The sequence below is a fragment of the Vibrio sp. 10N.222.55.B11 genome (genome assembly GCF_041473705.1).
Lineage (GTDB): Bacteria > Pseudomonadota > Gammaproteobacteria > Enterobacterales > Vibrionaceae > Vibrio > Vibrio crassostreae_C.
Map to the genome: position 1 here is coordinate 16,277 of NZ_JBFRST010000063.1, position 21,088 is coordinate 37,364.

The following is a 21,088-nucleotide window of genomic DNA, read 5'->3' on the forward strand; positions in this document are numbered from 1 at the left end:
CTAAAGGTACGTTCAATAAGCAAGCTGTCACTCATTAACCAAACTTTATAGAAGTTTTTTACGTGTTAGAGCATTTGGCGCTATGCGTCGCAAAAACATTGCGGTATGTTCAAGGAATACACTGATGGCAGACATAAGGTCTGCCTTAATGACACGTAACAAGCAATCACAATGAATTAGGTAAAATTAGTAATGCAGTTCTCTAAGTTTGGCGAAAAGTTTAATCGATACTCTGGAATCACTCGTTTAATGGATGATTTGAATGATGGCCTGCGCACTCCTGGCGCTATCATGCTCGGTGGTGGCAACCCAGCCGCTATCCCTGCCATGCTCGATTACTTTAACCAAGCCAGTGCCGACATGCTCGCCAGTGGAGAACTCATCGCCGCCCTCGCCAACTACGATGGTCCGCAGGGTAAAGACAGCTTCATCAAATCGTTAGCGGCAATGCTGAAAGAGACCTACGGTTGGGACATCAGCGAGAAGAACATCAGCCTGACTAATGGCAGTCAAAGTGGCTTCTTCTACCTATTCAACCTGCTAGCAGGCCAACAGCCTGACGGCTCACATAAGAAAATCCTACTGCCGATCGCACCGGAATACATCGGCTACGGCGACGCGGGTATTGATGACGATATTTTTATCTCTTACCACCCAGAGATCGAACTGCTAGAAAACCGTCAGTTTAAATACCACGTTGATTTTGAACAACTAAAGGTTGATGACTCAGTCGCGGCTATCTGTGCATCTCGTCCAACCAACCCAACGGGTAACGTACTGACCGACGAAGAAGTGCGTAAACTGGATAAACTGGCGCGTGAAAACAACATCCCACTGCTGATCGACAATGCTTACGGCCTGCCGTTTCCTAACATCATCTTTGAAGATGTCGAACCGTTCTGGAATGAAAATACGATTCTGTGCATGAGCCTTTCTAAGCTTGGTTTGCCGGGTGTGCGTTGCGGTATCGTAATTGCGAGTGAAGAAGTAACACAAGCATTGACCAACATGAATGGCATCATTAGCTTAGCGCCAAACAGTGTTGGCCCTGCAATTGCCAATCACATGATTGAAAAAGGCGATTTACTGCGCTTAAGTAGCGAGGTAATCAAACCTTTCTATAAAGATAAGTCACTACGTGCAGTTGAACTGTTACAAGACGCTATCGACGACCCTCGCTTCCGTATTCACAAGCCTGAAGGCGCTATCTTCTTATGGCTATGGTTTGATGAGCTGCCGATCACCACAATGGAACTGTACGACCGCCTTAAAGCTCGCGGCGTATTGATTGTTCCGGGTGAATACTTCTTTATCGGCCAAGAAGACGAGTGGGATCATGCTCACCAGTGCTTACGCATGAACTACGTACAAGATGATGAGGCGATGCAGAAAGGCATTGCTATCATTGCTGAAGAAGTGAAAAAGGCTTACTCAGAGCAGTAATAAGAGCTTTTAGCTTACCGCAGGTCAAATACAAAAAGAGCACCTCATTAGGTGCTCTTTCACTTTTACTTCCCGATATTTTTTAGCTCTAAGGAGCTAACAGTAATTAGCCTTCTAGTAAACTATTACCATTGATAGCAATCTTACGTGGTTGCATCGCTTCTGGGATTTCGCGTTCGAGGTCGATGTGAAGAAGACCATTTTCCATGCTTGCACCTACCACTTTTACGTAGTCAGCCAGTTGGAATTTACGCTCGAAATCGCGCTCTGCGATACCTTGGTATACGAAGGTTTTCTCTGCTTCTGCTTTACGCTCACCTTTCACAATTAGCATGTTCTCTTTCTGAGTCAGATCTAATTGGTCATCAGCAAAACCAGCGACTGCCATAGTAATACGGTAGTTGTTCTCGTCTTTTTGCTCGATGTTGTATGGAGGGTAACCGCCAGAAGAGTTCTTCGATGTATTCGCTTCCATCATGTTGAATAGACGATCGAAGCCGATTGCGTTGCGGTAAAGTGGAGTGAAATCTACAGTTCTCATAATGCTATCCTTTTAGTAAGCAATAGTCTTAGCTGCGAATTTTACTTGGATCTAACCTGTGTGTGACCCAGTAAACAGCTAAGAGATTCAATTCGCATTCCTCGGGTTTCACCTCTATTGGCGACAACGCTGGGACATGGCAATGAATCAATTTTTAAGTTGTGTGCTGCCAAAGTTATCCTCTATTGAGCGATACTTCGTTAGCGGTAATGAAGGTTCTGTTTCTTCTCTTGTAGAGCAAGACAGTCATCCTCTTCACAAATAGATATATGGATTGAGCAAAATAGTTTCAAGGGGTTATTTTCAATTATTTTTGCAACTCAATATTTTTCAATATCTTACAAACATAAAAAAGCACCATCCAAAGGATAGTGCTTTAAAATGATTTTAGTTTTTTGAGACGAAGCTATTTGGCTTTAGTTCAAGGAAGAGGCGCGGAGCATACGAATGTATGTGAGCACCTCTGACACAGAAATTAAGCCAAAGAGCGAAGTATCAAAGAGACTAAACGTCTAGGTTTGCTACTTTCAGTGCATTCTCTTCGATGAAGTTACGACGAGGTTCAACTTGGTCACCCATTAGCGTCGTAAACAACAAATCAGCACCAACAGCGTCTTCAATTGTTACTTGCATCATACGGCGAGTTTCAGGATCCATCGTGGTTTCCCAAAGTTGATCAGGGTTCATCTCACCTAGACCTTTGTATCGCTGTAGGCTTAGACCACGACGAGACTCTTTCACTAACCAGTTCAGAGCATCAACGAAGCTAGAAACTTCTTGAGTACGCTCACCACGCTTAATGTAAGCGCCTTCTTCAATCAAGCCATCAAGAGCTTCAGAAAGATCCGCTAGCTTACCAAACTCTTTAGAGTTAATAAGATCGATGCTTAGTAGGTGTTCATGAGTCACACCATGAGTACGAACCACAATCTTAGGAACGCTTAAGCCTAGCTCTTCGTGTTTTTCAACTTCAAGGCTGTATTGGCTTGCACCTACTTCTTTCGCGTTTAGCTGTTCAACAAGCTGCTTACCCCAAGCTTCAACTGCCGCGTCATCATGACACTGCTCGGCCGTTAGACGAGGAACGTAAATCAGTTCGTGAACCAATGCGCGTGGGTAACGGCGGCTCATACGATCAACAAGCTTGATGCCTGCATTGTATTGCTGAACAAGCTTCTCTAAACCTTCACCTGCAAATGCTGGCGCTTCAGGGTTTACGTGCAGTTCTGCGTTGTCTAAAGCCAAAGATACTTGATACTGGTTCATCGCATCTTCATCTTTAATGTACTGCTCTTGCTTACCTTTCTTCACTTTGTAAAGTGGCGGTTGAGCAATGTAGATGTAGCCACGTTCAATCAGCTCTGGCATTTGACGGTAGAAGAACGTCAGTAGCAGGGTACGGATGTGAGAACCATCGACATCGGCATCGGTCATGATGATGATGTTGTGGTAACGCAGTTTATCTGGGTTGTATTCGTCACGACCAATACCACAACCAAGAGCGGTGATTAGCGTTGCTACTTCTTGAGAAGACAGCATTTTATCGAAACGTGCTTTCTCTACGTTAAGGATTTTACCTTTCAGCGGTAGGATTGCTTGGTTCTTACGGTTACGCCCCTGCTTAGCTGAACCGCCAGCAGAGTCTCCTTCCACAATATATAGTTCAGACAGTGCAGGATCTTTTTCCTGACAGTCAGCAAGCTTACCAGGAAGACCCGCTAAATCTAATGCGCCTTTACGACGAGTCATTTCACGAGCTTTACGCGCTGCATCACGAGCACGTGCTGCATCAATAATTTTAGAACAAACTGTTTTCGCTTCACCTGGGTTCTCAATAAGGAACTCAGACAACTTCTCACCCATTGTAGATTCAACGGCAGACTTCACTTCTGAAGAAACCAGCTTATCTTTAGTTTGGCTTGAGAACTTAGGATCAGGCACTTTAACAGAAACAATCGCCGTCAGACCTTCACGAGCATCATCACCAGAGGTCGCAGTCTTCGCTTTCTTAGAGAAGCCTTCCTTGTCCATGAAGCTGTTCAGAGTACGCGTTAGCGCCGCACGGAAACCTGCTAAGTGAGCACCACCATCGCGTTGAGGGATGTTGTTGGTGAAACAGTAGATGTTTTCTTGGTAGCCGTCATTCCACTGCATCGCAACTTCAACGGTAATACCGTCTTCGCGCTCAGAGTTAAAGTGGAAGATTTTTTGGATGATTGGCGTTTTGTTAGTATTAAGGTGTTCAACAAACGCTTGGATACCGCCTTCGTATTCGAAGTGATCCATTTTGTCTTCTTCGCGCTCGTCAATTAGCTTAATTGATACACCTGAGTTCAAGAATGATAGCTCACGTAGACGCTTAGCTAAAATGTCGTAATGGAACTCGATGTTAGTGAAGGTTTCTTCACTCGGCCAGAAACGAATCTCTGTACCTGTTTTATCCGTGTCACCGATAACCGCTAGTGGCGCTTGAGGCTCACCGTGGCTGTAGGTTTGAGTGTGGATTTTGCCACCGCGGTGGATAGTAAGAGTAACTTGCTTAGAAAGTGCGTTAACTACTGAAACACCAACACCGTGCAGACCACCAGATACCTTGTACGAGTTATCATCGAACTTACCACCAGCGTGAAGAACCGTCATGATTACTTCGGCTGCAGATACGTTTTCTTCTGGGTGCAATTCTGTTGGAATACCACGGCCGTCATCGCTCACAGACACAGAACTATCTTCATGGATAGTTACAATGATGTCATTACAGTGACCAGCTAGCGCTTCATCAATAGAGTTATCTACCACCTCAAAAACCATGTGGTGCAGACCGGTACCATCATCCGTGTCGCCAATGTACATTCCAGGACGCTTACGTACCGCATCCAGACCCTTCAGTACTTTAATACTCGATGAATCGTAATTATCTGACATAGTTACTCTCTGACTAATTATCCTTGCTCTATTTTGCCATGTTCCACATGAAACATCCTGCTATTTTCGTCATGCATATCTGCAATCTGATCAGCGGTAATAGAGCTTACAAAAACTTGAGCCTGGGTCGCCTTTAAACACTCAGCAAGACGTGCTCGGCGTTGGCTATCTAATTCGGAAGCGAAGTCATCTATCAAATAGATGCACTGCTTACCTGTCATTTGAGTGAGGTGTTGCCCTTGTGCTACTCGTAGCGCGCACACCATCAACTTCAATTGACCTCGTGACAAGACATCTTCCACTGGAGTGCCGTTCACTTTTATCTTCAGATCCGCTTTGTTTGGCCCACTAAAGGTGTAACCAAGCTGCTGATCCCTTTCAAAATTCTTTTCTAATATATCGGCGTACGGGGTGTCTCTGTCCCAGCCACGATAGTAGTTAATCTTTATCTCAAACTCAGGAAGGAAGGTCGCACAGATTTCTTCGGCGACTTCTTTGAGCTGATCAACGTAGGTGGCACGCCACTGACTGATGCTTTCTGCTAAACGGGCCAATTCTTGGTCCCAATAGCTCAGCTCTCGATAGTGCGTTGCCGTTTTCAATAAGGCGTTTCGCTGCTTATTGAGGCGCTTTACCCTGCCCCACGCATCATAAAAGCCCGACTCACTGTGGAAGACTCCCCAATCAATGAATGCTCGGCGATGCTTAGGTCCATCGGTTAGTAAATCAAACCCTTCAGGGTGAATCAACTGCAAAGGTAAGACTTGAGCTAACTGAGCCAACTTTTGCCCAGTTTGACCGCTTATTTTAACCTCTGTCGTGCCATCACGCTGCTTATTAATGCCAATTGGCAGCTCAAATTGATCCGAGGTCATAAAACGGCCATGTACAAACAGCTCACTACACTCGTTTTGTATGATACGACCGGTAAGTGAACTCTTGAATGAGCGACCATGTCCGAGCAGATACACAGCTTCAAGGACACTGGTTTTGCCGCTTCCGTTAGCCCCTATAAGAAAGTTAAAGCCTGATGACGGTTGAATGTCACAGGCTTCAATATTTCTAAACTGCTTAACGATTAAGCGCGATAAAGGCATAACGTCTTCATATTAATCTTCAATCACGACTCGGTAGGTCAACATAGGGCTGCTTATAAGCGAATTGGCATAACAACGTACATCGCGCTGTCATCTTGTGCGTTCTCGATAAGAGCACTCGCATTGGCGTCTGACATTGAGATGCGAACCTGTTCACAACGCAGTGTGTTCAGAACATCCAATACGTAGCTTACGTTGAAGCCAATCTCTAGCGCGTCACCGTCGAAGTTAACATCGAGTACTTCTTCTGCTTCTTCTTGCTCTGGGTTGTTCGCGGTAATGCGCATCTCGCTATCCGCAAGGTTAACGCGAACACCACGGAATTTTTCATTCGATAGAATCGCAGCACGAGAAAATGCTGAACGTAATTCATCACAGCCAGCTTCAAGTGTCTTGGTGGTATTTTGCGGCATTACGCGGCGATAATCAGGGAAACGACCATCAACCAGCTTAGAAGTGAAGACATAGTTGTTCACTTCAGCTCGCACGTTAGAGTTACCAATTTGCAGTGTTACTGGCTGTTCAGGTGCATCCAATAGCTTCACTAGCTCTTGAACACCTTTACGAGGAACAATGATCTGCTTCTGAGCAAAATCCGCACCCAGTTGTGCTTGAGATACTGCCATACGGTGACCATCGGTCGCCACGCTGCGCAGGATAGAGCCTTCAATCTCAAACAACATACCGTTGAGGTAATAACGAACATCTTGGTTCGCCATTGAGAATTGTGTTTTCTCGATAAGACCGCGAAGTTCAGCTTGTGTCACTGACACTTCAACTTCACTGCTCCAGTCTTCAATATTTGGAAAATCTGCCGCAGGTAATGTTGCTAAAGAAAAGCGGCTACGACCAGAGCGAACCTGAATACGGTCACCATCCAATACCACAGTGATCACTGAGTTATCTGGCAATCCACGGCAGATATCTAGGAATTTACGTGAAGGTACGGTAATGCTGCCCGCTTCGAAATCACCTTCAAGCGTTACACGGCTGATCAGTTCAACTTCTAGATCCGTCGCTGTCATCGACAACACGTTATCTTCTACTTTAATCAGTAGGTTTCCTAGAATTGGAAGCGTTGGCCTGCCACCGAGTGCGCCAGATACTTGTTGTAATGGCTTAATCAGGTGACTACGTTCAATGGTAAATTTCATATCTTGCTCTTACGGTCTAAATGGCACTGCGTAATAGTACGTGGCCAAGATTCTGCTTATTAAGGTTAAGAATACTGTGTATTAAGAAGAAAGGGTACGAATCAAGTTCGAATAATCTTCTTTAATGTCGTGGCTCTCTTCACGCAGCTGAGCAATCTTACGACAAGCATGTAGTACCGTCGTGTGGTCACGACCACCGAATGCATCGCCAATCTCAGGCAAGCTGTGGTTTGTTAGCTCTTTCGCCAGTGCCATCGCCAATTGACGTGGACGAGCAACAGAACGAGAACGACGCTTAGACAATAGATCAGCGACTTTGATTTTGTAGTACTCAGCGACTGTCTTTTGAATGTTATCAATAGTGACCAGTTTTTCTTGCAGGGCAAGTAAGTCACGCAGTGCTTCACGCACGAAGTCGATCGTGATCGGGCGGCCAGTGAAGTTTGCATTCGCAATAACACGGTTCAATGCGCCTTCCAGTTCACGAACGTTAGAGCGTAGACGCTTGGCAATAAAGAACGCCACTTCATCCGCAAGGTGAATTTGGTGGTCTTCGGCTTTCTTCATCAAGATCGCAACACGTGTCTCAAGCTCTGGTGGCTCAATCGCTACCGTCAAACCCCAGCCGAAACGAGATTTAAGACGATCTTCTACCCCGTTGATCTCTTTTGGATAACGGTCAGACGTGAGGATGATCTGTTGGTTGCCTTCAAGCAGCGCGTTAAAGGTATGGAAGAACTCTTCTTGAGAACGCTCTTTATTAGCAAAGAATTGGATGTCATCGATAAGCAATGCATCAACACTACGGTAGTAGCGCTTAAATTCTTCGATCGCGTTGTTTTGCAGAGCCTTTACCATATCCTGAACAAAACGCTCTGAGTGCATGTAAACCACTTTCGCATTCGGCTTATTATCAACAATGGCGTTACCCACCGCATGCAACAAGTGCGTTTTACCTAAACCAGTGCCGCCGTATAGGAACAACGGGTTGTAGGCTGTACCTGGGTTATCAGAAACCTGACGTGCCGCAGCCAAACCGAGTTGGTTCGACTTACCTTCAACAAAGTTATTGAACTTATGTTTTGGGTTCACGTTTGAGCGGTGATTCAAGTCAACCGCGACAGGCTCTTCATCACGCCAGATATTATGGACAGGTTTGCGAGCTTGTAATTGCGCAGGTGCTGATGACTCAGCGGCCACATCAGCTGCAGTGCGAGTCTGAGTTGGTGTCGGTGTCGCAGGCTTTGGTGCAATCACACGCTTGCTTCCCACTTCAAAATGAAGATGTGGGATATCGTTACCGCAATATTCTTGCAGCAGACGGTTAATGCTATTTAGATACTTATCACGAACCCAATCGAGTACGAAACGGTTCGGTGCAAATAGAGTTAGAGTATTGTCATTGAGTTCCGCTTGTAACGGACGAACCCACATACTGAATTCTGTAGCTGGTAACTCTTCTTGAAGCTGTTGCAAACACTGCAACCAAAGCGAAGATGACACGGTGCCCTCACTCTATTTAAAGTAATATGAAATGACCGCTAATTTTACCTGTTGATAAGTCAGATCACCAGCAATTGATCACAGATCCAGTGAATAAGATCCAAGTTATTCACAATAAATTTGTAATTTATCGGTGGATCCACACATCTTGCCCCTAATTTACTCACACAATGATCCACTTATGCCCGGATCCTTGCTAGTTATCCCCAAATCGGGAATTCAATCTGGTTATGGTTAATAACATCTGGTTATTTATTCTAGTGAGCATTTTCCCAGTAACATCCAAACCCATAAATATAAGGAGTTACCAAATGAATAACTGGATTAAGGCTGCAATTGCGGCTATCGCACTCTCTGCTGCTACTGTTCAAGCTGCGACTGAAGTTAAAGTCGGCATGTCTGGTCGCTATTTCCCGTTTACGTTCGTTAAACAAGACCAGCTACAGGGTTTTGAAGTGGATTTATGGGATGAGATCGGTAAGCGTAACGATTACAAGGTTGAATACGTAACGGCAAACTTCTCTGGTCTGTTTGGTCTTCTTGAAACGGGTCGCATCGATACCATTTCAAACCAAATTACAATGACGGATGCACGTAAAGCGAAATACCTATTCGCAGACCCATACGTAGTAGACGGCGCACAAATTACCGTTCGTAAAGGTAATGACAGCATTAAAGGCATCGAAGACCTTGATGGCAAGACGGTTGCGGTAAACCTAGGCTCAAACTTTGAACAACTGCTTCGCAGCTACGACAAAGATGGCAAGATCAATGTAAAAACCTACGATACAGGTATTGAACATGACGTGGCACTGGGTCGTGCCGATGCATTCGTAATGGATCGCCTATCAGCACTAGAGCTTATCAAGAAGACTGGTCTACCATTACAACTAGCAGGTCAGCCATTCGAAACAATTGAAAACGCTTGGCCTTTCGTCGACAACGATAACGGCAAAAAACTGCAAGCAGAAGTAAATGAAGCATTAGCAGCAATGCGCGCAGATGGTACGCTAGAAAGTATCTCTCAGAAATGGTTTGGTGCGGACATTACTCAGAAGTAATTACTCACTTTCTCCATTCAAGGCCCACTGCTTTATACAGCGGTGGGCTTTTTGCTTTTGTGCACTGATTAAAAAACCTGATACAACAGTACTTACATATAGAACAACACTGCCAATAAAAATACGAGATAGATTATGGGATTTGACTTTAATTACATGCTAGAGCTGTTGCCAATACTACTGAAGTATTTAGGCACCACGATGGAGATGGCGACCTGGGGCTTGTTCTTTGCTCTGATCCTGTCTCTGATACTGGCGAATATTCGTGTATTCAAAATCCCAGTGCTCGACCAACTGAGCCAGCTGTACATTAGCTTCTTCCGAGGCACACCACTGTTGGTGCAGCTGTTCCTCCTTTATTACGGCTTACCACAAGTCTTCCCGTGGATGGTTGGGTTGGATGCCTTCAGCGCCGCTGTGATTGGCTTAACCCTGCACTTTGCCGCGTATATGGCAGAAAGTATTCGTGCCGCGATTATCGGTATTGATCGCAGCCAGATGGAAGCCAGCCTTTCGGTCGGTATGACAACCAGCCAAGCGATGCGCCGAGTGATCTTACCGCAAGCAACTCGCGTGGCACTGCCGTCGTTGATGAACTACTTCATCGATATGATCAAGTCGACTTCACTTGCCTTCACCCTAGGTGTCGCCGAAATCATGGCTAAAGCTCAGATGGAGGCTTCTTCAAGTTTCCGCTTCTTCGAGGCTTTCTTAGCAGTCGCACTGATTTACTGGGGCGTGGTGGTTATCCTCACTCGTATTCAAATTTGGGCCGAAGTGAAACTGAATAAGGCGTATGTACGATGATCAAATTACAAAGTATCCACAAGCAGTTTGGTGACACCGAAGTTTTGAAAGGGATCGACCTAGAAATCAAACAAGGTGAGATAATTGTCATCATAGGTTCAAGTGGTACGGGTAAATCTACCCTACTGCGTTGTGTGAATTTTCTAGAGCAAGCCGATCAAGGCACGATTTCGATTGATGATATCAAGGTTGATACTCAGAAACACACTAAGGCAGAGGTGCTTGCACTGCGTCGTAAGACCGGTTTTGTGTTCCAAAACTATGCACTGTTCGCTCACCAAACCGCGATACAGAATATTGCTGAAGGTTTAATTACCGTTCGTGGTTGGAAAAAACAGCAAGCCCATGAAAAAGCACAACAAATACTTGATGATATTGGCTTAGGTGACAAAGGTGATAGCTACCCAGCCGCGCTCTCTGGTGGCCAGCAACAACGGGTGGGTATTGGCCGTGCAATGGCACTACAACCCGAGCTTTTACTGTTTGATGAGCCGACTTCAGCGCTCGATCCTGAGTGGGTTGGCGAAGTGCTTAACCTAATGAAAAAACTGGCAAATCAGCATCAAACCATGCTGGTGGTTACCCATGAAATGCAGTTCGCGAGAGAGGTCGCAGACCGAGTGATCTTCATGGCTGACGGTCATATTATCGAGCAGGGATCTCCACAGGATATTTTTGGTAATCCACAGGATCCTAAATTAAAAAAATTCTTAAATAAGGTTGGGATCGACTAAGGATCCTTGTGATTTTAGTTATTCTACGTATAATCCCCCGACCGGAATTTTAGTTAACCCAATCATTGACACTTTTTGTGACAGTGATTACAATTCCGCCTCTTTGTTGAGAGGCGTCGGTTTTCCTTTCTTATATAAAGAAGAGAAAAAATGCCCACGCCGGGTTTAACAAAAACCTAAAACTACTGATCAGTAAGGTAATTACAATGAAACGCACTTTTCAACCTACAGTTCTAAAGCGTAAGCGTACTCACGGTTTCCGTGCTCGCATGGCTACTAAGAACGGTCGCGCAACAATCAATGCACGTCGTGCAAAAGGCCGTAAGCGTCTTTCTAAGTAATCTTTGATTATTTTGAATAAGCTAGCCTTCGGTCGGGAGTTACGCTTGTTAACTCCCGAACATTATCAAAATGTCTTCAAGCAAGCTCATCGAGCTGGCTCCCCTCATTTCACCATCATTGCCCGAAATAACTCTCTTTCAAATCCTCGTCTTGGATTAGCCGTTCCGAAAAAGCAGATTAAAACCGCCGTGGGTCGTAACCGATTCAAGCGTCTTACTCGTGAAAGCTTTCGTAACACTCAACACAAACTTCCTAACAAAGATTTTGTTGTAATCGCTAAGAAGAGCGCGCAAGATTTAAGCAATGAAGAAATGTTCAAGCTACTCGACAAATTATGGCTTCGCCTGTCTCGCCCTTCGCGTGGATAGCGCTAATACCCATCTATTTTTATAGATGGTTTATTAGTCCACTCATCGGCCCACGCTGCCGATTTACTCCAACCTGCTCTTTATATGCGATAGAAGCGTTGAAAGCTCACGGTTTTGTAAAAGGGTGTTGGTTATCAGGCAAACGTCTATTAAAATGCCATCCTTTGAACGAAGGGGGCTTTGACCCCGTTCCACCAGTCCAAAAACAAGACAGAGATAAATAACGATGGATTCTCAACGTAATATCCTGTTAATCGCATTGGCTTTGGTTTCTTTCCTACTGTTCCAACAATGGAACGTAGCTCAGAATCCAGCACCACAAGCGGTTGAGCAGGCACAATCTGGCAGCACCCTACCAGCGCCATCTTATGCAGATGATCTAGACCCGGCTCCTGGTCAAGTTACTTCTTCTGCTAAAACTATCACAGTAACAACTGATGTACTGACTCTGTCAATTGATACGGTTGGTGGTGATGTCGTTAAAGCAAACCTAAACGATTACTCTGCTGAGTTCGATTCTGAAGATACGTTTGTTCTTCTTAAAAACGAACCAGGTCACCAATTTATCGCACAAAGCGGTCTAGTGGGTCCTCAAGGTATCGATTTAAGCAGCACAAACCGCCCAAGCTACACAGTTTCAGCAGACAGCTTCACGCTTGCTGATGGTCAGGATGAACTACGCATCCCGATGACTTACCAAGCGAACGGCCTTGATTACACGAAAACATTCATCCTTAAGCGTGGCAGCTACGCAATGGATGTTGAATACGATGTAGTCAACAACTCTGGTAACAACGCGACATTCGGCATGTACGCTCACCTGCGTCAGAACGTAATGGATGACGGCGGTAGCCTAACAATGCCAACTTACCGTGGTGGTGCTTACTCTACGGAAGATACGCGTTACAAAAAATACAGCTTCGACGACATGCAAGATCGCAACCTGTCTCTTAACCTAGCAAACGGTCAAGGTTGGGCAGCGATGATTCAGCACTACTTTGCAAGTGCATGGATCCCACGCGACGAAGCAGGCAGCAACCTTTACACTCGTGTAATTGGTAACCTTGGCGACATCGGTGTTCGCATGCCGAACAAAACCATCGCTACTGGCGACGAAGCAAACTTCAAAGCAACGCTTTGGGTTGGTCCTAAACTTCAAGACCAAATGGCTGCTGTTGCACCTAACCTAGACCTAGTAGTTGACTACGGTTGGTTATGGTTCATTGCTAAACCACTTCATACTCTGCTTTCGTTCATTCAAGGCATCGTTGTGAACTGGGGTCTGGCAATCATCTGTCTAACTTTCATCGTTCGTGGTGCTATGTACCCACTAACGAAAGCTCAGTACACGTCTATGGCGAAAATGCGTATGCTTCAGCCTAAGCTGACTGCAATGCGTGAGCGTATCGGCGACGATCGTCAACGCATGAGCCAAGAAATGATGGAGCTTTACAAGAAAGAGAAAGTAAACCCACTAGGTGGCTGTTTACCTATCCTTCTGCAAATGCCTATCTTCATTTCGCTATACTGGGCACTAATGGAGTCTGTTGAACTGCGTCACTCACCGTTCTTCGGTTGGATTACTGACCTTTCAGCACAAGACCCATACTACATCTTGCCACTTCTGATGGGTGCTTCAATGTTCCTAATCCAGAAGATGAGCCCGACAACTGTAACGGATCCAATGCAGCAGAAGATCATGACCTTTATGCCGGTTATGTTCACATTCTTCTTCCTGTTCTTCCCTTCAGGTCTGGTTCTATACTGGCTAGTATCGAACATCGTAACTCTGATTCAGCAAACGCTTATCTACCGCGCGCTGGAAAAGAAAGGCTTACATTCTAAGTAAGTTCGATAATAGAAAGAGACAAAGAAAGGCGACCAAAAGGTCGCCTTTTTGTTTTTAGCTGATTACAATTCAGCTAATTGATTAATCGTGAGCGCCCCTTTTTGGCTTTCACATGCTAGCAGGCACAACTATGACTACAGATACGATTGTTGCTCAAGCGACTGCACCCGGCCGTGGCGGCGTCGGTATTATTCGCGTTTCAGGCCCACAAGCAGCCCAAGTTGCGCTTGAAGTTACCGGCAAAGTACTGAAACCACGTTACGCTGAGTACACCCCTTTTAAATCTCACGATGGTTTAGAGCTAGACCAAGGCATCGCGCTTTACTTTCCTAACCCGCACTCGTTTACCGGTGAAGACGTTTTAGAGCTGCAAGGCCACGGTGGTCCTGTGGTAATGGATATGCTCATCAAGCGCATCCTCGCTATTCCAGGGCTACGCGCAGCACGCCCAGGTGAGTTCTCGGAGCGTGCCTTCTTGAACGACAAGATGGATTTAACCCAAGCAGAAGCGATTGCTGACCTCATTGATGCCAGTTCAGAAGAAGCGGCGAAATCAGCTCTGCAATCGTTGCAAGGTGAGTTCTCGAAACGCATTAATACGCTGGTGGACTCTCTGATTCACTTACGCATCTATGTTGAAGCCGCTATCGACTTCCCAGAAGAAGAGATTGATTTCCTTGCTGACGGTAAAGTAAGTGCTGACTTACAAGCTATCATCGACAACCTCGAAGCGGTTCGCCAAGAAGCCAATCAAGGTGCCATCATGCGTGAAGGTATGAAGGTGGTGATTGCAGGTCGTCCTAATGCCGGTAAGTCGAGCTTACTGAATGCATTATCGGGTAAAGACTCCGCGATTGTGACTGATATTGCAGGTACAACCCGTGATGTACTTCGTGAACATATCCATATTGATGGTATGCCACTGCACATTATTGATACCGCAGGCCTGCGTGAAGCCTCGGATGAAGTCGAAAAAATCGGTATTGAACGCGCTTGGGAAGAAATTGCTCAAGCCGATCGCGTTTTATTTATGGTCGATGGCACCACTACCGATGCAACCGACCCGAAAGATATCTGGCCAGATTTCGTTGATCGTCTGCCGAATAACATCGGAATGACCGTGATTCGTAACAAAGCCGATCAAACCGGTGAAGATCTCGGGATTTGCCATGTTAATGATCCAACTCTGATTCGACTATCAGCAAAGACGGGACAAGGCGTTGATGCACTACGTAATCACTTAAAAGATTGCATGGGCTTTGCTGGTGGCAATGAAGGTGGCTTCATGGCACGTCGTCGCCACTTAGATGCCCTAGAACGCGCATCTGAGCATCTAGATATTGGCCAGCAACAGCTCGAAGGCTATATGGCAGGGGAAATCTTGGCAGAAGAACTGCGTATAACGCAGCAACACCTTAACGAGATTACTGGTGAATTCAGTTCCGATGACCTACTCGGCCGTATCTTCACCTCTTTCTGTATTGGTAAATAACCTTTAAAGGCCGGCTCATGCTGGCCTTTTTCTTTAGTAAGGACAGCTTAATGATCCACATTATTACAGGCAGCACCTTAGGTGGTGCAGAGTACGTTGGCGATCACCTTAATGATCTTCTTGAAGAGCAAGGCCACGAGATCACCCTTCATAATCAGCCTGAATTCGATGATATTCCCCAACAAGGCTTTTGGTTGCTGGTGACTTCAACTCATGGTGCGGGTGAATTTCCAGATAATATTAAGCCGTTTATCGACGCATTGACCCAGCAATCTCCAGATTTAAGCCCGGTTCGCTTTGCTGTCGTGGCGCTTGGTGATTCGAGTTACGATACCTTCTGTTTGGCGGGAAAATCAGTCCACAGCCAGATGAAAGAGCTCGGTGCTCAGCCTATTTCTGACTGTTTTACCATCGATGTATTGGAAACTCCGGTACCAGAAGACGCAGCAGAAGCTTGGTTCAACGATCATAGCGACCAGTTTTAACCTCTCTCCTCTCTCAAAAAGCGGCTTATGCCGCTTTTTTTGTCTCTGAACATCGTGATTGTGAATAACTTTTTTTCAAAAACATCGAAAATTAGCGATCTATTTTCAATTTCTGCTGTGGATAAGATCATACATATACGGTGATTAACCTATAGTTATCCAAATAACAAGTTTTAGGCTAATTTCCTCCTGTGAATAAGTAGCCATTTTGATCCCAGCTAATCCTCATCCTGATCAAAGTTAGATCACATCATTTGATCCAAAAAAGATCCATGATCTCGTTGATCATTTCCGACTTATCCACAGATACCCTCGTTCCTAATAATAGATCTAATAAAAGATCTCCTTAAAGATCTTATCTATATTAATTAAAAACAGCTTTTTCGAAAAATCCCAAAAACGTTTTCTCAGGCTATGAAAACAGGTAGAATATCGCTCCTTTTTATCAATCTAGAAAACGTTTGAATACCTGAGGTCGGTTCATGCTTTATCACGAAAAATTTGACGTCATCGTTGTTGGTGGTGGCCATGCAGGAACGGAAGCCGCACTCGCATCTGCACGTACTGGTCAAAGTACGTTATTACTTACTCATAATATCGATACACTAGGACAAATGTCTTGTAACCCAGCCATTGGCGGGATCGGTAAGGGCCACTTGGTAAAAGAGGTCGATGCAATGGGTGGATTAATGGCGCAAGCTATTGATCATGCAGGTATTCAGTTCAGAACATTGAACGCATCAAAAGGCCCTGCGGTTCGTGCTACTCGTGCACAAGCTGACCGCGCACTGTACAAAGCCTTTGTTCGTAACGTTCTTGAAAACACGCCAAACCTGACTTTGTTCCAACAGTCGGTTGATGACTTGATCGTTGAACAGGATCAAGTGGTAGGTGTGGTAACGCAGATGGGCCTTAAGTTCCGCGCAAGCGCTGTGGTTCTGACTGTGGGCACATTCCTAGGCGGCAAGATCCATATTGGTATGGAAAGTTCTTCAGGTGGCCGTGCTGGTGATCCACCATCGATCGCACTGGCTGACCGTCTTCGTGATCTTCCATTCCGAGTTGATCGCCTGAAAACAGGTACTCCTCCTCGTATCGATGCGCGTAGCGTTGATTTTTCTGAGCTTGAGGTTCAGCACGGTGATAACCCGACGCCTGTTTTCTCGTTCATGGGCAGCCGAGCTCAACAACCTCGTCAAATTCCATGTTACATCACGCATACCAATGAAAATACGCATGACGTAATTCGTGCCAACCTTGATCGCAGCCCTATGTACGCGGGTGTGATTGAAGGCATTGGCCCTCGTTACTGCCCTTCGATTGAAGACAAAGTAATGCGTTTTGCTGACAAGAACAGTCACCAAATTTTTATTGAGCCAGAAGGTCTAACGACTCACGAGCTATACCCGAATGGTATCTCTACCAGTCTGCCGTTTGATGTACAGGTTCAAATTGTTCGTTCGATGAAGGGCTTTGAAAATGCTCATATCGTTCGCCCTGGCTATGCGATTGAGTACGATTTCTTTGATCCTCGCGACCTTAAGCTGACTTACGAAACTAAGTTTATCAAAGGTCTATTCTTTGCGGGTCAAATCAACGGTACCACTGGCTATGAAGAAGCGGCTGCACAAGGCTTGATGGCCGGTCTGAATGCAAGTTTGTTTACTCAAGGCAAAGAAGGCTGGAGTCCACGTCGTGACCAAGCTTACATGGGCGTGCTTATCGACGACCTATCTACCATGGGTACCAAAGAACCTTACCGCATGTTTACGTCTCGCGCGGAATACCGTCTGCTGCTTCGTGAAGACAACGCCGATATCCGCTTGACTGAAAAGTCGCGTGAACTTGGCCTTGTTGATGACGCTCGTTGGGCTCGTTTCAACGAGAAGATGGAAAACATGGAGAAGGAGCGTCAACGTCTGAAAGAGACTTGGATTAATCCAAAATCTGAAGATATTGATCAACTGAACCAAATTCTGAAAACACCAATGTCTCGTGAAGCGAGCGGTGAAGATCTTCTTCGTCGCCCTGAAATGACTTATTCACAGTTAACCGCATTGGATCGTTTTGGTCCTGCACTGGAAGATCAACAAGCGTCTGAGCAAGTTGAGATCCAAGTGAAGTACGATGGTTACATTCAGCGTCAACAAGACGAAATTGAAAAATCACTGCGTCATGAAAACACCAAACTGCCTGCTGATATCGATTACAGCAAGGTAAAAGGACTTTCTAACGAAGTGGTTCTTAAACTAACGACAGCTAAGCCTGACTCAATTGGTATTGCTTCGCGAATTTCAGGTATCACACCTGCAGCAATCTCAATTCTGTTGGTTTACTTGAAAAAACACGGCCTGTTGAAAAAAGGTGAGGAAGCATAATGAGCGCATTACGCGAAAAACTGGATCACCTTATTGGCCAGACTGAACTTGAAGTATCTGAAAAACAACGTGGCCAGTTGGTTGGCTACGTTGAGTTACTGAACAAGTGGAACAAAGCTTATAACCTAACATCAGTTCGTGACCCACAAGAAATGATGGTGAAACATATCTTAGATAGCATCATTGTTAGCACTCACTTACAAGGTAAGCGCTTTATCGATGTGGGTACGGGACCTGGTCTTCCTGGGATTCCGCTCTCAATCATGAATCCAGACTGCGAGTTTTACTTGCTAGACAGCCTAGGTAAGCGTATTCGTTTTATCAAACAGGTGATTCATGAGCTGGGTATCGACAACGTGGTACCGGTTCAAAGTCGCGTTGAAGAATTTCAACCAGAAGAAAAGTTTGATGCAGTGCTCAGTCGTGCATTTGCGTCAATGACAGACATGGTAGAGTGGTGTCACCATTTACCTAAAGAGCAATCCGGTGTATTTTTGGCTCTTAAGGGACAACATCCTAGAGACGAAATCGACCTGTTACCTGAATGGTGTTCAGTGACAGACATTAAAGCTTTGCAAGTGCCAGAGCTTGATGGAGAGCGTCATCTAGTTACTTTATCGCGTCAGGGATAATCAGCGAGGCCATAGTGGGTAGAATCGTAGCAATTGCCAACCAGAAGGGTGGCGTAGGAAAAACAACAACTTGCATTAATTTAGCAGCATCAATGGCGGCAACAAAACGCAAGATATTGGTTGTTGACCTCGATCCTCAAGGTAATGCCACTATGGCGAGCGGTGTCGACAAGTATCAAGTTGAAGCAACAGCTTACGATTTGTTGGTTGAAGACACCCCATTTGATGAGGTGGTTTGCCGGAGTACATCTGGCAATTATGACCTCATCGCCGCGAACGGTGATGTTACTGCGGCAGAAATCAAGCTGATGGAAGTGTTTGCTCGTGAAGTTCGTTTAAAAAATGCACTCGAACCCATTCGCAATAACTATGATTTCATCTTTATTGATTGCCCGCCCTCATTAAACCTTCTTACAATCAACGCGATGGCTGCGGCCGACTCCGTATTGGTTCCTATGCAATGTGAATACTTTGCTTTGGAAGGTTTGACTGCATTGATGGATACCATCAGTAAGCTAGCGGCTGTTGTAAACGAGAACCTGAAGATCGAAGGTCTTCTGCGTACTATGTACGATCCTCGCAACCGCTTATCGAACGAAGTATCTGATCAACTCAAAAAACACTTTGGTAGCAAAGTCTACCGAACTGTGATCCCTAGAAATGTGCGTCTGGCAGAAGCCCCGAGTCACGGCAAGCCAGCAATGTACTACGACAAATATTCCGCAGGAGCTAAGGCTTACCTTGCTCTTGCTGGCGAAATGTTGCGTCGTGAAGAAGTCCCAGTATAGGTCCAACCAAAGGAATTCGCTCAATGTCTAAGCGTGGTTTAGGAAAAGGGCTAGATGCATTGCTTGCAACTAGCTCATTGGCTCGTGAAAAACAGCAAGTTGCTTCTCATAGTCAGGCGTTGTCGGCTGATGGTGAGCTTATTGAACTGGCTGTTGGTTGCTTGAAGCCTGGTGTATATCAACCGCGTAAGGATATTGCGCCTGAAGCGCTAGAAGAGCTGGCAGCATCAATTCAATCTCAAGGCATTATCCAACCGATCGTAGTTCGCCCATTGGCGCACGACCAGTTTGAGATTATTGCTGGTGAACGTCGTTGGAGAGCGGCTCGTCAAGCTGGTCTTAAACAAGTTCCATGCTTGATCAAGAGAGTAGAAGACAAGGCCGCGATTGCGATGGCATTGATCGAGAACATTCAACGTGAAGATCTGAATGTTATCGAAGAATCACAAGCGCTAGAGCGCTTGCAGAACGAGTTTTCACTGACACATCAGCAGGTCGCCGATGTGATTGGTAAATCCAGAGCTACCGTTAGTAACTTATTACGTCTAAATCAGCTCGAAAATGAAGTAAAAGGTTTAGTTTCCAGTAAACAACTAGAAATGGGGCATGCTAGAGCACTGCTTGCACTTGAAGGTGTTACCCAGGTTGAGGCAGCGAATACTGCAGCAACCAAAAAAATGACCGTGCGTCAAACTGAGCAACTTGTCAAAAAGTGCTTAAAACCAGACGTTGAAGCGGAATCGAAGCCCGAAGACACTGAGGCCATCGAACTTTCACGAAGACTCACGGAAAAATTGCAAGCAAACGTTTCAGTTACTCGTTCTGTTAGCGGTAAGTCAAAAGTGACAATTACTCTTGATGAGCCTCACAAATTAGAGCAACTTATTGCTAAACTAGAGTACTAAATGAGATAATTGATTTAGGTCAATTATGTAATAAACAAGTAATTTCTTACAAAAGTTGTCGGTTTGTATACAGAAATGTAAATGATTGCTGCATTCTTATTGCAATCAATTTGGCTGAACGTATAATTTTCGCCAATTTCTCAGCACGCTTTTAAGCGAGTGGTAAAGTGGGCTTAAAGAGGAACGAATACATGGTAGCGGCGTTAGCAAGACCAGGACGAGTGCTTGCAAAGCAAATGTTATTGATCGAGCTTAGCGCGGTTATATTAGTGGCGATAGGGTTAGGTTTAGCTGTTAATCCTGATTGGGGTTTTGCTGCATTGGTTGGTGGCGGTATTTTTGTCATCGCGAATGTGGTTTTTTGTGTGTGTGCTTTCCTATTTTGTGGAGCTCGCGCAACTAAGTTAGTTGCGGCGTCGTTCTATGCAGGTGAAGCACTAAAGATCCTTATCACAGTTCTACTATTCTCTATTGTCTACATGTATATGCAGGTGGAATTAATTCCCCTCAAACTGACCTATTTACTGGTTCTAGGTATTAATATCTTTGCGCCAGTGCTTTTCATTAACAATAAAAAATAGGATGAG

The 21,088-nt window shown here is 45.2% G+C and carries 21 protein-coding genes; 16 read left to right on the forward strand and 5 right to left on the reverse strand.

The window, feature by feature from the left end:
• Window positions 1–192 precede the first annotated feature (192 nt).
• Window positions 193–1,443: a valine--pyruvate transaminase gene (locus AB4503_RS21495; RefSeq protein ID WP_048611244.1), complete on the forward strand. Its 1,251-nt coding sequence runs from the start codon at window positions 193–195 to the stop codon at window positions 1,441–1,443.
• Window positions 1,444–1,549: 106 nt separating this feature from the next.
• On the opposite strand, the gene AB4503_RS21500 is transcribed toward AB4503_RS21495, so the two are convergent.
• Entirely contained in the window at window positions 1,550–1,984 is a 435-nt protein-coding gene (locus AB4503_RS21500; protein WP_009848140.1) for an Hsp20 family protein, read from the reverse strand.
• A gap of 142 nt (window positions 1,985–2,126) precedes the next feature.
• Between AB4503_RS21500 and AB4503_RS21505 the strand changes: the two genes are divergently transcribed.
• Window positions 2,127–2,249: a hypothetical protein gene (locus tag AB4503_RS21505; protein WP_267869012.1), complete on the forward strand. Its 123-nt coding sequence runs from the start codon at window positions 2,127–2,129 to the stop codon at window positions 2,247–2,249.
• 239 nt (window positions 2,250–2,488) lie between these two features.
• Here AB4503_RS21505 and gyrB read toward each other — a convergent pair whose 3' ends face one another.
• The 4 genes from gyrB to dnaA all read right to left on the reverse strand — a co-directional run bounded on the left by gyrB (window position 2,489) and on the right by dnaA (window position 8,660).
• Window positions 2,489–4,906, reverse strand: coding sequence for a DNA topoisomerase (ATP-hydrolyzing) subunit B (gyrB, locus tag AB4503_RS21510; RefSeq protein ID WP_017058811.1), 2,418 nt, complete (start codon window positions 4,904–4,906; stop codon window positions 2,489–2,491).
• A gap of 17 nt (window positions 4,907–4,923) precedes the next feature.
• Window positions 4,924–6,003 (reverse strand): DNA replication/repair protein RecF, encoded by a 1,080-nt coding sequence (gene recF / locus AB4503_RS21515; protein ID WP_017067695.1) that lies wholly within the window; start codon window positions 6,001–6,003, stop codon window positions 4,924–4,926.
• 53 nt (window positions 6,004–6,056) lie between these two features.
• Window positions 6,057–7,157 carry a DNA polymerase III subunit beta gene (dnaN, locus tag AB4503_RS21520; protein WP_017058809.1) on the reverse strand — a complete coding sequence of 367 codons (1,101 nt, stop codon included), beginning with the start codon at window positions 7,155–7,157 and terminating at the stop codon, window positions 6,057–6,059.
• An 81-nt stretch (window positions 7,158–7,238) separates the two neighbouring features.
• Window positions 7,239–8,660 carry a chromosomal replication initiator protein DnaA gene (gene dnaA / locus AB4503_RS21525; RefSeq protein ID WP_017058808.1) on the reverse strand — a complete coding sequence of 474 codons (1,422 nt, stop codon included), beginning with the start codon at window positions 8,658–8,660 and terminating at the stop codon, window positions 7,239–7,241.
• Between the two features lie 311 nt (window positions 8,661–8,971).
• On the opposite strand from dnaA, the gene AB4503_RS21530 reads away from it, so the two are divergent.
• From AB4503_RS21530 to AB4503_RS21595, 14 genes are all read left to right on the forward strand, one after another.
• On the forward strand, window positions 8,972–9,721 hold the full coding sequence (locus AB4503_RS21530) for an amino acid ABC transporter substrate-binding protein (RefSeq protein ID WP_009848135.1): 750 nt from the start codon (window positions 8,972–8,974) through the stop codon (window positions 9,719–9,721).
• 135 nt (window positions 9,722–9,856) lie between these two features.
• Window positions 9,857–10,528: an amino acid ABC transporter permease gene (locus tag AB4503_RS21535; protein WP_009848134.1), complete on the forward strand. Its 672-nt coding sequence runs from the start codon at window positions 9,857–9,859 to the stop codon at window positions 10,526–10,528.
• Window positions 10,525–11,262 (forward strand): amino acid ABC transporter ATP-binding protein, encoded by a 738-nt coding sequence (locus AB4503_RS21540; protein WP_372115703.1) that lies wholly within the window; start codon window positions 10,525–10,527, stop codon window positions 11,260–11,262. Before AB4503_RS21535 ends, AB4503_RS21540 begins: the two co-directional genes overlap by 4 nt.
• 206 nt (window positions 11,263–11,468) lie before the next feature.
• On the forward strand, window positions 11,469–11,603 hold the full coding sequence (gene rpmH, locus AB4503_RS21545) for a 50S ribosomal protein L34 (protein WP_004735800.1): 135 nt from the start codon (window positions 11,469–11,471) through the stop codon (window positions 11,601–11,603).
• A gap of 45 nt (window positions 11,604–11,648) precedes the next feature.
• Window positions 11,649–11,972 carry a ribonuclease P protein component gene (rnpA, locus tag AB4503_RS21550; protein WP_017055478.1) on the forward strand — a complete coding sequence of 108 codons (324 nt, stop codon included), beginning with the start codon at window positions 11,649–11,651 and terminating at the stop codon, window positions 11,970–11,972.
• Window positions 11,939–12,196: a membrane protein insertion efficiency factor YidD gene (yidD, locus tag AB4503_RS21555; RefSeq protein ID WP_004735802.1), complete on the forward strand. Its 258-nt coding sequence runs from the start codon at window positions 11,939–11,941 to the stop codon at window positions 12,194–12,196. The genes rnpA and yidD overlap by 34 nt, the downstream gene beginning before the upstream one ends.
• Window positions 12,197–12,198: 2 nt before the next feature.
• A complete protein-coding gene (gene yidC / locus AB4503_RS21560) occupies window positions 12,199–13,821 on the forward strand; it encodes a membrane protein insertase YidC (RefSeq protein ID WP_372115704.1) in 1,623 nt (540 codons plus the stop codon).
• A gap of 130 nt (window positions 13,822–13,951) precedes the next feature.
• On the forward strand, window positions 13,952–15,313 hold the full coding sequence (gene mnmE, locus AB4503_RS21565; protein WP_029235098.1) for a tRNA uridine-5-carboxymethylaminomethyl(34) synthesis GTPase MnmE: 1,362 nt from the start codon (window positions 13,952–13,954) through the stop codon (window positions 15,311–15,313).
• Between the two features lie 50 nt (window positions 15,314–15,363).
• Window positions 15,364–15,798: an FMN-binding protein MioC gene (gene mioC / locus AB4503_RS21570; RefSeq protein WP_017058804.1), complete on the forward strand. Its 435-nt coding sequence runs from the start codon at window positions 15,364–15,366 to the stop codon at window positions 15,796–15,798.
• Window positions 15,799–16,280: 482 nt separating this feature from the next.
• Window positions 16,281–18,176 (forward strand): tRNA uridine-5-carboxymethylaminomethyl(34) synthesis enzyme MnmG, encoded by a 1,896-nt coding sequence (mnmG, locus tag AB4503_RS21575; protein WP_017058802.1) that lies wholly within the window; start codon window positions 16,281–16,283, stop codon window positions 18,174–18,176.
• Entirely contained in the window at window positions 18,176–18,808 is a 633-nt protein-coding gene (gene rsmG / locus AB4503_RS21580; protein WP_017058801.1) for a 16S rRNA (guanine(527)-N(7))-methyltransferase RsmG, read from the forward strand. Before mnmG ends, rsmG begins: the two co-directional genes overlap by 1 nt.
• Before the next feature lie 14 nt (window positions 18,809–18,822).
• Window positions 18,823–19,596, forward strand: coding sequence for a ParA family protein (locus AB4503_RS21585; protein WP_029235097.1), 774 nt, complete (start codon window positions 18,823–18,825; stop codon window positions 19,594–19,596).
• A gap of 23 nt (window positions 19,597–19,619) precedes the next feature.
• Window positions 19,620–20,501, forward strand: coding sequence for a ParB/RepB/Spo0J family partition protein (locus tag AB4503_RS21590; RefSeq protein WP_017063024.1), 882 nt, complete (start codon window positions 19,620–19,622; stop codon window positions 20,499–20,501).
• Between the two features lie 191 nt (window positions 20,502–20,692).
• Window positions 20,693–21,082, forward strand: a complete 390-nt coding sequence (locus AB4503_RS21595; protein ID WP_010433210.1) for a F0F1 ATP synthase subunit I — start codon at window positions 20,693–20,695, stop codon at window positions 21,080–21,082.
• Window positions 21,083–21,088 lie beyond the last annotated feature (6 nt).

What these genes read in the sequence shown, in the direction of transcription:
- mnmG (WP_017058802.1), top strand. Translation starts at nt 16,281, where the DNA reads ATGCTTTATCACGAAAAATTTGACGTCATCGTTGTTGGTGGTGGCCAT.
- AB4503_RS21505 (WP_267869012.1), top strand. Translation starts at nt 2,127, where the DNA reads ATGAATCAATTTTTAAGTTGTGTGCTGCCAAAGTTATCCTCTATTGAG.
- rpmH (WP_004735800.1), top strand. Translation starts at nt 11,469, where the DNA reads ATGAAACGCACTTTTCAACCTACAGTTCTAAAGCGTAAGCGTACTCAC.
- AB4503_RS21590 (WP_017063024.1), top strand. Translation starts at nt 19,620, where the DNA reads ATGTCTAAGCGTGGTTTAGGAAAAGGGCTAGATGCATTGCTTGCAACT.
- mnmE (WP_029235098.1), top strand. Translation starts at nt 13,952, where the DNA reads ATGACTACAGATACGATTGTTGCTCAAGCGACTGCACCCGGCCGTGGC.
- yidC (WP_372115704.1), top strand. Translation starts at nt 12,199, where the DNA reads ATGGATTCTCAACGTAATATCCTGTTAATCGCATTGGCTTTGGTTTCT.
- mioC (WP_017058804.1), top strand. Translation starts at nt 15,364, where the DNA reads ATGATCCACATTATTACAGGCAGCACCTTAGGTGGTGCAGAGTACGTT.
- rsmG (WP_017058801.1), top strand. Translation starts at nt 18,176, where the DNA reads ATGAGCGCATTACGCGAAAAACTGGATCACCTTATTGGCCAGACTGAA.
- recF (WP_017067695.1), bottom strand. Translation starts at nt 6,003, where the DNA reads ATGCCTTTATCGCGCTTAATCGTTAAGCAGTTTAGAAATATTGAAGCC.
- AB4503_RS21495 (WP_048611244.1), top strand. Translation starts at nt 193, where the DNA reads ATGCAGTTCTCTAAGTTTGGCGAAAAGTTTAATCGATACTCTGGAATC.
- AB4503_RS21500 (WP_009848140.1), bottom strand. Translation starts at nt 1,984, where the DNA reads ATGAGAACTGTAGATTTCACTCCACTTTACCGCAACGCAATCGGCTTC.
- dnaN (WP_017058809.1), bottom strand. Translation starts at nt 7,157, where the DNA reads ATGAAATTTACCATTGAACGTAGTCACCTGATTAAGCCATTACAACAA.
- yidD (WP_004735802.1), top strand. Translation starts at nt 11,939, where the DNA reads ATGGCTTCGCCTGTCTCGCCCTTCGCGTGGATAGCGCTAATACCCATC.
- AB4503_RS21595 (WP_010433210.1), top strand. Translation starts at nt 20,693, where the DNA reads ATGGTAGCGGCGTTAGCAAGACCAGGACGAGTGCTTGCAAAGCAAATG.
- AB4503_RS21530 (WP_009848135.1), top strand. Translation starts at nt 8,972, where the DNA reads ATGAATAACTGGATTAAGGCTGCAATTGCGGCTATCGCACTCTCTGCT.
- AB4503_RS21540 (WP_372115703.1), top strand. Translation starts at nt 10,525, where the DNA reads ATGATCAAATTACAAAGTATCCACAAGCAGTTTGGTGACACCGAAGTT.
- gyrB (WP_017058811.1), bottom strand. Translation starts at nt 4,906, where the DNA reads ATGTCAGATAATTACGATTCATCGAGTATTAAAGTACTGAAGGGTCTG.
- AB4503_RS21535 (WP_009848134.1), top strand. Translation starts at nt 9,857, where the DNA reads ATGGGATTTGACTTTAATTACATGCTAGAGCTGTTGCCAATACTACTG.